General features: G+C 58.8%; 11 protein-coding genes. All 11 read left to right on the top strand.

The genetic code is table 11. The features are described 5' to 3' along the window. Positions 1-39: 39 nt before the first annotated feature. The 11 genes from wecA to wzyE are packed head-to-tail and all read left to right on the top strand — an operon-like array spanning position 40 to position 12077. On the top strand, positions 40-1122 hold the full coding sequence (gene wecA, locus FKM52_RS18665; RefSeq protein ID WP_141177685.1) for a UDP-N-acetylglucosamine--undecaprenyl-phosphate N-acetylglucosaminephosphotransferase: 1083 nt from the start codon (positions 40-42) through the stop codon (positions 1120-1122). Between the two features lie 28 nt (positions 1123-1150). After that, on the top strand, positions 1151-2179 hold the full coding sequence (wzzE, locus tag FKM52_RS18660) for an ECA polysaccharide chain length modulation protein (RefSeq protein WP_141177665.1): 1029 nt from the start codon (positions 1151-1153) through the stop codon (positions 2177-2179). Positions 2180-2236: 57 nt separating this feature from the next. After that, positions 2237-3367, top strand: a complete 1131-nt coding sequence (gene wecB / locus FKM52_RS18655; protein WP_141177664.1) for a non-hydrolyzing UDP-N-acetylglucosamine 2-epimerase — start codon at positions 2237-2239, stop codon at positions 3365-3367. After that, positions 3364-4626, top strand: coding sequence for a UDP-N-acetyl-D-mannosamine dehydrogenase (wecC, locus tag FKM52_RS18650; protein WP_141177663.1), 1263 nt, complete (start codon positions 3364-3366; stop codon positions 4624-4626). Before wecB ends, wecC begins: the two co-directional genes overlap by 4 nt. After that, the gene (gene rfbB, locus FKM52_RS18645; RefSeq protein ID WP_141177662.1) at positions 4623-5699 is read left to right on the top strand and encodes a dTDP-glucose 4,6-dehydratase; all 1077 of its coding nucleotides are present in this window, start codon (positions 4623-4625) and stop codon (positions 5697-5699) included. Before wecC ends, rfbB begins: the two co-directional genes overlap by 4 nt. Positions 5700-5710: 11 nt before the next feature. Then, on the top strand, positions 5711-6592 hold the full coding sequence (gene rfbA / locus FKM52_RS18640; RefSeq protein WP_141177661.1) for a glucose-1-phosphate thymidylyltransferase RfbA: 882 nt from the start codon (positions 5711-5713) through the stop codon (positions 6590-6592). Beyond that, positions 6570-7262 carry a dTDP-4-amino-4,6-dideoxy-D-galactose acyltransferase gene (gene rffC / locus FKM52_RS18635; RefSeq protein ID WP_141177660.1) on the top strand — a complete coding sequence of 231 codons (693 nt, stop codon included), beginning with the start codon at positions 6570-6572 and terminating at the stop codon, positions 7260-7262. The genes rfbA and rffC overlap by 23 nt, the downstream gene beginning before the upstream one ends. A gap of 4 nt (positions 7263-7266) precedes the next feature. Then, positions 7267-8397 carry a dTDP-4-amino-4,6-dideoxygalactose transaminase gene (gene rffA, locus FKM52_RS18630; protein ID WP_141177659.1) on the top strand — a complete coding sequence of 377 codons (1131 nt, stop codon included), beginning with the start codon at positions 7267-7269 and terminating at the stop codon, positions 8395-8397. A 1-nt stretch (position 8398) separates the two neighbouring features. Next, positions 8399-9649 carry a lipid III flippase WzxE gene (gene wzxE, locus FKM52_RS18625; protein ID WP_141177658.1) on the top strand — a complete coding sequence of 417 codons (1251 nt, stop codon included), beginning with the start codon at positions 8399-8401 and terminating at the stop codon, positions 9647-9649. Continuing rightward, positions 9646-10719, top strand: coding sequence for a TDP-N-acetylfucosamine:lipid II N-acetylfucosaminyltransferase (gene wecF, locus FKM52_RS18620; protein WP_141177657.1), 1074 nt, complete (start codon positions 9646-9648; stop codon positions 10717-10719). Before wzxE ends, wecF begins: the two co-directional genes overlap by 4 nt. After that, positions 10716-12077, top strand: coding sequence for an ECA oligosaccharide polymerase (gene wzyE / locus FKM52_RS18615; RefSeq protein ID WP_141177656.1), 1362 nt, complete (start codon positions 10716-10718; stop codon positions 12075-12077). The genes wecF and wzyE overlap by 4 nt, the downstream gene beginning before the upstream one ends. The last annotated feature ends 5 nt before the right edge of the window (positions 12078-12082 follow it).

The raw sequence follows: 12082 nt of genomic DNA, 5'->3' as shown, positions 1-12082 counted from the left end.
ATGTCTTAGCAGAGAGCTGTCAATGTGAATTTACTCACGATGAGTACCGAGCTTGGTCTGATTTTCCTGTTTTCACTGGCGTTCCTTTTTTTTGCACGGAAAGCAGCCAAAAAAGTCGGCCTGGTCGATCGACCTAACTATCGTAAACGCCATCAGGGGTTGATACCGCTGGTCGGCGGGATTTCCGTCTATGCCGGAATCTGCTTCACCTTCCTGATTACCAATTACTATTTGCCGCACGGTCTGCTCTATCTGTTTTGCGCGGGCGTGCTGGTGCTGGTAGGCGCGCTGGACGATCGCTTTGATATCAGCGTCAAAATCCGCGCCGTGGTGCAGGCGGCGATCGCAGTAGTAATGATGGTGGTGGGTAAACTCTATTTGCTGAGCCTCGGCTATATCGTGGGGCCGATGGAGCTGGTGGTTGGCCCGTTTGGCTATGTGCTGACGCTGTTTGCCGTCTGGGCGGCAATTAACGCATTCAATATGGTCGACGGTATTGACGGCCTGCTGGGCGGCCTCTCCTGCGTCACCTTCGGCGCGATGGGCATCATCCTCTATTTTGACGGTCAGCATAGCCTGTCGATGTGGTGTTTTGCGATGATCGCCGCCACGCTGCCCTATATCCTGTTAAACCTCGGCGTGTTCGGCAAGCGCTATAAAGTCTTTATGGGCGATGCGGGCAGCACGCTGATTGGCTTTACCATCATCTGGATCCTGCTGGAAACCACCCAGGGCGTTACGCATCCTATTACGCCGGTTACCGCGCTGTGGCTGATCGCCATTCCGCTGATGGATATGGTGGCGATCATGTATCGTCGCCTGCGCAAAGGCATGAGTCCTTTCTCCGCCGATCGCCAGCACATTCATCATCTGATCATGCGCGCCGGTTTTACTTCTCGTCAGGCCTTTGTGCTAATTACTCTGGCGGCGGCGCTGCTGGCCGGCGTTGGCGTGCTGGGAGAATATCTGGCTTTTATTCCTGAGTGGATAATGCTGGTACTGTTTTTGCTTGCTTTCATCCTCTATGGCTACTGCATCAAGCGAGCCTGGCGCGTGGCGCGGATGATCAAACGTTTCAAACGGCGCCTGCGTCGCGCCAATAAAAATAAGCTTGCTGGCTAAACTCCCTTTTGGAAAAGGATAACTGGATATGACCACTGAGTGCGTGGATAACGAACTGGACATCAGAGGCCTGTTTTGCACGCTATGGCGCGGTAAGCGCTGGATTATTGGGCTGGCGCTGCTGGGCATGGCGCTGGCCTGGCTATTTTCGCTGCTGGTTAAGCAGGAATGGAGCGCGACGGCGATTACCGATCGTCCTACGGTCAACATGATCGGCAGCTATTACTCCCAACAGGAATTTTTACGCAACCTGGATATACGCAGCAGCGGCGGAGCGGCGGCCGTGCCGCAGACGTCGGTAATGGACGATGCCTACCAGGAATTTATTATGCAGCTCTCTTCATGGGATACGCGCCGTGAATTCTGGCTGCAAACGGATTACTACCAGCATCGTAAAAGCGGCAACGTACGCAACGACGCCGCGCTGCTGGACGAAATGGTCAGCAATATTCAGTTTTCTCCGGCCGATAGCGCGAAAAACCTCAGCGATAGCGTCAGGCTGGTAGCGGAAACGGCGGCTGACGCCAATAACCTGCTGCGGCAGTATGTCGCCTTCGCCAGCGAACGGGCGGCGCGCCACCTTAATCAGGAGCTGAAGGCGGCCTGGGCGGCGCGTACCGTACAGATGAAAGCGCAGGTGAAGCGTCAGGAGTCAGTGGCTAACGCGGTATACCAGCGACAGCTGCACAGCGTGGAGCAGGCGCTGAATATCGCCCGTCAGCAGGGCATCGATCGCAGCAAAACCAGTACGCCATCAGAACAGCTGCCCGATTCAGAGCTTTTTCTGCTGGGCAGGCCGATGCTGCAGGCACGGCTGGAAAATCTGCAGGCGAACGGGCCAACCTACGATATCAGCTATGACCAAAATCGGGCGATGCTCGATACGCTAAACGTCGGCCCGACGCTGGAGGCTAAGTTCCAGACCTATCGCTATCTGCGTACGCCGGAAGAGCCGGTGAAGCGCGACAGCCCGCGCCGTGCATTTTTAATGATCCTGTGGGGCGCCATTGGCGCGCTGGCTGGCGCTGGCGCTGCGCTGATCCGCCGTCGTGCCTGAAATGCGCGTTGCAGGCGTTGCTGTGTCTGACGCGGCTAAAGAACGAAGAGAAAAACAGTGAAAGTACTGACCGTATTTGGTACGAGGCCGGAAGCTATAAAGATGGCGCCTCTGGTTCATGCGCTGGCGAATGATGACGCCTTTGACGCTCGTCTGTGCGTCACCGCCCAGCATCGGGAAATGCTCGATCAGGTTTTGCGTCTGTTTGCGCTCAAGCCTGATTACGATCTGGATATCATGCGCCCGGAACAGGGGCTGACCGAAATTACCAGCCGCATCCTTGAAGGATTGAAGCAGGTTTTTGCCGAATTCCGTCCCGATGTGGTGCTGGTGCACGGCGATACCACCACCACGCTGGCGGCCAGCCTGGCGGCTTTTTATCATCGCATCCCGGTAGGGCACGTTGAGGCTGGCTTACGCACCGGCGATCTCTATTCCCCCTGGCCGGAAGAGGCCAACCGCAAGTTAACCGGCCATCTGGCGACCTGGCACTTTACCCCGACGGAAAACTCCCGGCAGAACCTGTTGCGCGAGAACCTGCCGGACAGCCGGATTTTTGTTACCGGCAATACGGTAATCGATGCGCTGCTCTGGGTACGCGATCGTATCCTCTCTGATCGTCAGCACTACGACGATCTGGCGGCGCGCTATCCGTTCCTCGATGCATCAAAGAAAATGATCCTGGTGACGGGGCATCGCCGTGAAAGTTTTGGCGGCGGCTTTGAGCGTATTTGCAGCGCGCTGGCGAAGCTGGCGCTACAGCATCCGGAAGTACAGATTGTTTATCCGGTTCACCTGAATCCGAACGTTAGCGAGCCGGTCAACCGTATTCTGAGCGGTATCGACAATATCGTGCTGATCGACCCGCAGGAATACCTGCCGTTTGTCTGGCTGATGCACCGCGCGTGGCTGATCCTCACCGATTCCGGCGGCATTCAGGAAGAAGCGCCTTCGCTCGGCAAGCCGGTACTGGTGATGCGGGAAACCACCGAGCGCCCGGAGGCGGTAGCTGCCGGTACGGTACGGCTGGTGGGGACGGACGAAGAGAAGATTGTCGCAGAGGTTAATCATCTGCTCACTCACGAAGAAGCCTGGCAAACAATGAGCCGCGCGCATAACCCATATGGCGATGGGCATGCCTGCGCCCGTATTTTGCAGGCGCTAAAAAATAACAGAGTAACGCTATGAGCTTTAATACTATTTCGGTCATTGGCCTTGGTTATATCGGCCTGCCTACCGCGGCGGCTTTCGCTTCGCGCGGGCAAAACGTTGTTGGCGTGGATATCAACGCCCATGCGGTGGAAACCATTAACCGCGGGGAAATTCATATTGTTGAACCGGATCTGGATGCGGTGGTGAAAAAGGCGGTGCAGGCGGGTTTTTTACGCGCCGCGACGCAGCCGGTTGCGGCCGATGCCTTCCTGATTGCCGTGCCGACGCCCTTTAAAGGCGACCACCAGCCCGATCTCGCCTATGTCCAGGCAGCGGCGCTGTCGCTGGCGCCGGTGCTGAAAAAGGGCGATCTGGTGATCCTGGAATCCACTTCGCCGGTGGGCGCGACAGAGCAAATGGCGCAGTGGCTGGCGGAGGCGCGCCCCGATTTAACTTTCCCCCACCAGCAGGCAGACTCGCCCGATATTCATATCGCCTACTGCCCGGAACGCGTACTGCCTGGCCAGGTGATGGTGGAACTGATTAAAAACGATCGTGTCGTAGGCGGCATGACGCCCGCCTGTTCGGCGCGCGCCAGCGAGCTTTATCGTATCTTCCTTGAAGGCGAGTGCGTAATTACCAATGCCCGCACGGCGGAGATGTGCAAGCTGACGGAAAACAGCTTCCGCGACGTCAATATCGCTTTCGCTAACGAACTGTCGCTGATTTGCGCCCAGCAGGGCATTAACGTCTGGGAGCTGATTGCGCTGGCAAACCGCCATCCGCGCGTCAATATCCTGCAGCCGGGGCCGGGCGTCGGTGGCCACTGCATCGCGGTCGATCCCTGGTTTATCGTGGCGCAGAACCCCGATCTGGCGCGTCTGATTCGTACCGCGCGCGAGGTGAACGACGCCAAGCCGCACTGGGTGCTGAACCAGGTAAAAGCCGCCGTGGCCGATTGCCTGACCAACAGCGGCAAACGTGCCGGCGAGCTAACCATCGCCTGCTTTGGCCTGGCGTTTAAGCCCAATATCGACGATCTGCGTGAAAGCCCGGCGATGGAAGTGGCGCACCTGATTGCCGACTGGCACAGCGGCGCCACCTGGGTGGTCGAGCCTAACGTGAAGCAAATCCCTACGAAGCTGGCGAATGACGCCACGCTGGTCACTCAGCAGCAGGCGCTTGAACAGGCGGATGTGCTGGTGATGCTGGTCGATCACCGTGAGTTCCGGGCGGTAGCGGGCGAGCAGGTGGCGCAGCGCTGGGTGGTGGATACCAAAGGGGTATGGCGATGAAACAGTTTCTGGTTACCGGCGGCGCGGGTTTTATCGGCTCAGCCGTGGTACGCCATCTGATCCAGCAGACGGAACATCGCGTGGTGGTGGTGGATAAGCTGACCTACGCGGGCAATCTCTCCTCGCTGGCGGACGTCGCACAGAGCGAGCGTTTTGCTTTTGAGAAGGTGGATATCTGCGATCGCGCCGCGCTGGACCGCGTTATGGCGCACTATCAGCCGGACTACATTATGCACCTGGCGGCGGAAAGCCATGTCGATCGCTCTATCGACAGCTCCTGGCCGTTTATGGAAACCAATATTATCGGCAGCTGGCAGATGCTGGAGGCGGCGCGGCACTACTGGCGCGGCCTCTCTGCCGAACGCCAGGCGGCGTTTATTTTTCACCACATCTCTACCGATGAGGTGTTCGGCGATCTGCACGGCAGCGACGATTTCTTTACCGAAACCACGCCCTATGCGCCGAGCAGCCCTTACTCCGCCAGCAAGGCGAGCAGCGATCATCTGGTGCGCGCCTGGATGCGCACCTACGGCCTGCCGGTTATCGTCACTAACTGCTCTAACAACTATGGCCCGCGTCATTTCCCGGAAAAACTGATTCCGCTGATGATCATCAGCGCGCTGGCGGGCAAGCCGCTGCCGGTGTATGGCGACGGCGGTCAGGTGCGCGACTGGCTCTACGTTGAAGACCATGCGCGCGCGCTGGTTACCGTCGTCACGCAGGGAAAAGCCGGGGAGACTTACAACATCGGCGGCCACAACGAGCAGCGCAATATCGATGTGGTAGAGGCGCTGTGCGATCTGCTGGACGAGCTGGCGCCGGCGAAACCGGCGGGGATCGCCCGCTTCCGTGAGCTGATCGCCTTTGTCGCCGATCGCCCCGGTCACGATCGGCGTTACGCCATCGATGCCGGTAAAATCGAGCGCGAGCTGGGCTGGCGCCCGCAGGAAACCTTCGCCAGCGGGCTACGTAAAACGGTGCTGTGGTATCTGAACAATGAAAGCTGGTGGCGCAGCATTCTTGACGGCAGCTACCAGGGCGAACGGCTTGGGCTTTCTCACAGTTCTCACTGAGGCCAATAACGATGAAAGGCATTATTCTGGCGGGCGGATCGGGGACGCGGCTGCATCCGATTACGCGCGGCATCTCGAAACAGCTGCTGCCTGTCTATGACAAGCCGATGATCTACTATCCGCTGTCGGTATTAATGCTGGCCGGCATTCGTGAAATATTGATTATCACCACTCCGGACGATATGCCGCATTTCCAGCGGCTGTTGGGCAACGGCAGCGAGTTCGGCATCCAGCTCGACTATGCGGTGCAGCCCAGCCCGGACGGCCTGGCGCAGGCGTTTATTATTGGCGAAACCTTCCTGAACGGCGAGCCGAGCTGCCTGGCCCTGGGCGACAATATCTGGTTTGGTCAGGGCTTCAGCCCCAAGCTGAAAAAAGTTGCGGCGCGGCGGCATGGCGCCACCATCTTCGGCTATCAGGTAATGGACCCGGAGCGCTTCGGCGTGGTGGAGTTTGACGATCAATTTCGCGCGGTATCGCTGGAAGAAAAACCGGCGCAGCCGAAATCAAACTGGGCGATTACCGGCCTCTACTTTTACGACAGCCAGGTAGTGGAGTTCGCCCGCCAGGTGAAGCCTTCGGCGCGCGGCGAGCTGGAAATCACCTCGATTAATCAGCGCTACCTGGAGCGTGGCGAACTGAACGTTGAGCTGCTGGGGCGCGGTTTCGCCTGGCTCGATACCGGCACTCATGACAGCCTGATTGAGGCCAGCACCTTTGTTCAGACGGTAGAGAAGCGCCAGGGCTTTAAGGTCGCCTGTCTGGAAGAGATCGGCTGGCGTAACGGCTGGCTGGATGATGACGGCCTGCGACGTGCGGCGCAGGCGCTGCAAAAAACCGGCTACGGCCAGTATCTGTTGGATATTCTTCATGCCCGTCCACGCCAGTATTAAGCCCCTCGACTGGGAAAACCGGTTTTTCCAGCGCAGCAGCGCGCAGCTGGTGTGGGATGATGCCGCCACGCTCGATGCGCAGCAGCTGGACGCTTTCGATCTGGTGCAGGCGAAGGTAGATAGTCGCCAGACGGCGCGGCTGGACGCGCTACAGCGGCTGGGTTTTCGCCTTGTGGAGGGCGAGGTGGATTTGCAGCTGGCGGTGACGGCGGCGGCAAGGCAAACCGGCATTCGCATCGCGCGCCCGGAGCATATCGAAGCGCTGCGCAGCGCGGCAGGCGCGGCGTTTGTTCATAGTCGCTTTCGCACGCCCTGGTATTTGCCGCATGACAGCGCGCGCTTTTATGCCCAGTGGATTGAGAACGCGGTACGGGGCGCCTTCGATAATCAGTGCCTGCTTGCGCACGATGAGCAGGGCGGGCTACAGGGTTTTGTCTCGCTGCGTGAGACCGGCGCCGATGAAGCGCGTATTGGCCTGCTGGCGACGCTGCCCGCTGCGCAGGGACAGGGCGTCGGCACGCGGCTGATGCTGGCGGCGACGGACTGGTGCCGCGCACGACGTTTGAGCAGGCTGCGCGTGGCAACCCAGCTCGGCAATCTGGCCGCCATGCGGCTTTATCTTCGTTGCGGTGCCGTTATCGACAGCACCGCTTATTGGCTATACAGGTAACGTCATGATTCCATTTAATGCGCCACCGGTGGTGGGAACCGAACTTGAATATATGCAGTCTGCGATGGAAAGCGGCAAGCTGTGCGGCGACGGGGGCTTTACGCGCCGCTGCCAGCAGTGGATGGAACAGCGTTTCGGCAGTAAAAAAGTGCTGCTGACGCCCTCCTGTACCGCCTCGCTGGAAATGGCCGCGCTGCTGATCGATATCCAGCCCGGCGATGAAGTCATCATGCCGAGCTATACCTTTGTCTCTACCGCCAACGCTTTTGTGCTGCGCGGCGCCAAAATCGTCTTTGTTGACGTGCGTCCGGATACGATGAATATCGACGAAACGCGCATCGAAGCGGCGATTACCGATAAAACACGGGCGATCGTGCCGGTTCACTATGCGGGCGTACCCTGCGAAATGGATGTCATCATGGCGCTGGCGAAGAAGCATCAGCTGTATGTTATTGAGGATGCGGCGCAGGGCGTGATGTCAACCTGGAAGGGGCGGGCGCTGGGCAGCATTGGTCATATCGGCTGTTTTAGCTTTCACGAAACCAAAAATTACACCGCGGGCGGCGAAGGCGGCGCGACCTTAATCAATGATGAAGCGCTGGCGGAAAGAGCTGAGATCATCCGTGAAAAAGGCACCAACCGCAGCCAGTTCTTTCGCGGGCAGGTGGATAAGTATACCTGGCGCGATATCGGCTCCAGCTACCTGATGTCCGATTTGCAGGCGGCTTACCTCTGGGCGCAGCTGGAGGCGGCCACGCGCGTGAATCAGCAGCGTCTGGCGCTCTGGCAGCGCTATTATGAGGCGCTGCAGCCGATCGCCGCCAGCGGGCGCATATCGCTGCCCGCACTGCCGCCGCACTGTCAGCACAACGCCCATATGTTCTACATCAAGCTGCGCGATGGCGAAGATCGCGCGGCGCTTATCGAATGGCTGAAAGAAGCGGAGATCCTGGCGGTATTCCACTATATTCCGCTGCACAGCTCGCCTGCCGGAGAACGCTTTGGCCGCTTTGACGGCGAGGATCGTTACACCACCGCCGAGAGCGAACGCCTGCTGCGCCTGCCGCTGTTTTACAATCTGTCGGAGAATAACCAGAGCACGGTGATTAATTCTCTGCTGAGCTTCTTCGCCTGATATGTCACTTGCTAAAGCCTCAGTGTGGACCGCCGCGTCCACGCTGGTAAAAATCGCCGCCGGTTTGCTGGTGGTGAAGCTGCTGGCGGTAAGCTTCGGCCCGGCGGGCGTCGGCCAGGCGGGGAATTTTCGTCAGTTGATTACCGTACTGGGCGTGCTGGCCGGCGCCGGCATCTTTAACGGCGTCACTAAATATGTGGCGCAGTATCAACAGCAGCCGCAGCAGCTGGCCAGGGTTACCGGCACCGCCTCGGCGATGGTGCTGGGGTTCTCTCTGCTGCTGGCGCTGGTCTTTCTGCTGGCCGCCGGGCCGATCAGCCAGGCGCTGTTTGGTCACGACGGCTACCAGCAAATTATTCGTATCGTCGCGTTTTTACAGCTGGGCATCGCCTGGGCGAACCTGGCGCTGGCGATTATGAAAGGTTTCCGCGATGCGATGGGCAATGCGCTATCGCTGATGGCGGGCAGCGTAATTGGCGTGATCGGCTATGTGATTTGCTACTGGCTGGGAGGCTATCGCGGCGCGCTGGTTGGCCTGGCGGTGGTGCCTGCGCTGATCGTGTTTCCGGCGATGCTGCTGCTGATCCGGCGCGATCGCCTGCCGCTGCGCGCGCTGCTGCCGCGCTGGCATAGCGATCTCGCTCGCCAGCTGGCGAAATTTACCCTGATGGCGCTTATTACCTCCGCCACGCTGCCGATTGCCTGGATGATGATGCGTAATCTGCTGGCGGCGCGTTACAGCTGGCAGGATGTCGGCCTGTGGCAGGGCGTGACGACGATTTCCGACGCCTGGCTGCAATTTATTACCGCCACCTTTAGCGTCTGGCTGCTGCCGACGCTCTCAAGACTGGAAAGCAAAGCGGATATTACGCGGGAAATTCTGCGCACGCTGCGCTTTGTGCTGCCGCTGGTGGCTGGCGTAGGCTTCTGCGTCTGGCTGCTGCGCGATGTGGCGATCTGGCTACTGTTTTCCAGTGAATTTCACGGCATGCGCGATCTGTTTGTCTGGCAGCTGACTGGCGATGTGCTGAAGGTGGGCGCTTACGTTTTCGGCTATCTGGTGATTGCGAAAGCCTCGCTGCGTTTTTATATTGCCGCCGAGCTTAGCCAGTTTATTTTACTGACCGCTTTTTCTCGCTGGCTGATCCCGCTTTCCGGCGCCGCCGGGGCGGCGCAGGCCTATATGGCGACCTATATTGTCTATTTTGCGCTCTGTTTGTTTGCCTTTTTGATTTATTGCCGAAGAGTATGACGACATTGATTCATGTACTGGGCTCAGACATCCCGCATCACAATCACACGGTGCTGCGCTTTTTTAACGAGGCGCTGCACGAGGCGCAGCCCACGCGCACACCGCGCCGGTTTATGGTCGTAAGCCGCGAGGCCGCGCTGCAAAGCCGCTATCCGGGGTTACAAATCGAGGTTTTTGCCGGTAAAAAAGCGCTGGCGCAGGCGGTGCTGAAGCTGGCGCGCGATCGTCAGACGCGTTTTTTTCTCCACGGCCAGTTTAATCCCTGGCTCTGGCTGGCGCTGTTGAGCGGCGGGCTGCGTCGCCGTCAGGTTTACTGGCACGTCTGGGGCGCCGATCTCTATGAAGAGTCGCGGCGCCTTAAATTTCGCCTGTTTTATCTGCTGCGCCGGCTGGCGCAGGGAAAAGTGGCGCATCTGTTCGCCACGCGCGGCGATATCAGCCATTATCAGCAGCGCCACCGTCGCGTGCCCGCCTCGCTGCTCTATTTCCCGACGCGCATGCACCAGAAGATGCCGGCACGGCAGCGACAGGATCGGGTTTTTACCCTGTTGCTGGGCAATTCCGGCGATGCCAGCAACCGTCATATCCCGGCGCTGCAGGCGATACGCCGGCAGTTTGGCGAAGAGGTGCGGATTATCGTACCTATGGGCTACCCGGCGCATAATCAGGACTATATCAGCCAGGTGCGCGCCGCCGCGCAGTCGCTGTTTACCGCCGGTCAGGTTGAGCTGCTGACGGATAACCTGGCCTTTGACGATTACCTCCAGCTTATCGCCGACTGCGATCTCGGCTACTTTGTTTTTGAACGGCAGCAGGGTATTGGTACGCTCTGTTTGCTGATACAGGCCAATGTGCCGGTGGTGCTGAATCGCAAAAATCCCTTCTGGCAGGATATGGTTGAGCAGCAGCTGCCGGTGCTGTTTGCTACCGACGCGCTGAATCAGCAGGTTGTCGCGCAGGCGCGTCAGCAGCTGACGGGTATCGATAAAAGCAGCATCGCCTTTTTCGATCCCGCCTTTATCAGCGGCTGGCGTCAGGCGCTGACGCTGGCAGAAGGAGAAACGGCATGAGCCTGACCGAGTTCGGCGGCCTGCTGCTGGTGTGGCTGATTTCGCTGGCCTTTATCCTGACGCTGACGTGGCGCGAGTTCCGTCGGGTACGCTTTAACTTCAACGTTTTTTTCTCGCTGCTGTTTTTGCTGACCTTCTATTTTGGCTTTCCGCTCACCTGCCTGCTGGTATTTCGCTTCGATGTCGCGGTGGTGCCGCCTGCGTATTTGCTACAGGCGCAGCTGGCCGCCGCCAGCTTTTACGCGATCTATTATGTCAGCTACAAAACGCGCCTGCGCGCGCGCCGGAATAGCCAGGAGCGCAGCCTGTTTAGCATAAACCGCGTAGAGGCGCATCTGATCTGGGGGATTCTGGCGCTGCTGGCGCTGGCGACGGTGGCCATCTTTTTTATGCGCAACGGTTTTCTGCTGTTTCGCCTGCACGCCTACAGCGAAATTTTTTCCAGCGAGGTTTCCGGCGTGGCGTTGAAGCGATTCTTCTATTTCTTTATTCCGGCGATGCTGGTGGTTTACTTTCTGCAGCCGGGGCGTAAAGCGTGGCTGTTCTTCCTGGCCAGCACCGTCGCCTTCGGTCTGTTGACCTATGCCATCGTCGGCGGCACCCGCGCCAACATTATTATCGCTTTCTCGCTGTTTCTGTTTATCGGCATTATTCGCGGCTGGATTACGCTGTGGATGCTGGCCGCCGCCGGGGTATTCGGCATTGTCGGCATGTTCTGGCTGGCGCTGCGGCGCTATAACCTTGACGTAAGCGGCGAGCAGGCGCTGTACACCTTTCTTTATCTGACGCGCGATACCTTCTCGCCGTGGGAAAATCTGGCGCTGCTGCTGCAAAACTATGACAACATCCATTTCCAGGGGCTGGCGCCGATTGTGCGTGACTTTTACGTCTTTATCCCCGGCTGGCTGTGGCCGGAGCGCCCGTCAATGGTGTTGAACAGCGCCAACTACTTTACCTGGGAAGTCCTGAATAATCATTCCGGCCTGGCGATATCGCCTACGCTGCTGGGATCGCTGGTGGTAATGGGCGGCGCGGCTTTTATCCCGGTGGGCGCGATAGCGGTGGGGCTGATTATTAAATGGTTCGACTGGCTGTATGAGCGGGGCCGACAGCATCCGAACCGCTATAAGTCGGCCATTATGCAGAGCTTCTGCTTCGGCGCGGTGTTTAACATCATCGTGCTGGCGCGTGAAGGGCTGGACGCCTTCGTCAGCCGCGTGGTCTTTTTCTGCCTGGTTTTTGCCGCTTGCGTCGTTATCGCTAAACTACTTTTCTGGCTGCTGGATAGCGCCGGTTTAATCCGCCCGCGTCAGCGCGGTGCGCTGGCCTCTGAGGCGCTGCCAGCGTCGCCGGAGTAATGGAA

The organism is Mixta tenebrionis, from assembly GCF_006517625.1.
In the GTDB taxonomy this organism is placed as follows: domain Bacteria; phylum Pseudomonadota; class Gammaproteobacteria; order Enterobacterales; family Enterobacteriaceae; genus Mixta; species Mixta tenebrionis.
Note: the sequence above shows the minus strand (reverse complement) of the source record. Positions and strands in the feature narration are given on the sequence as shown.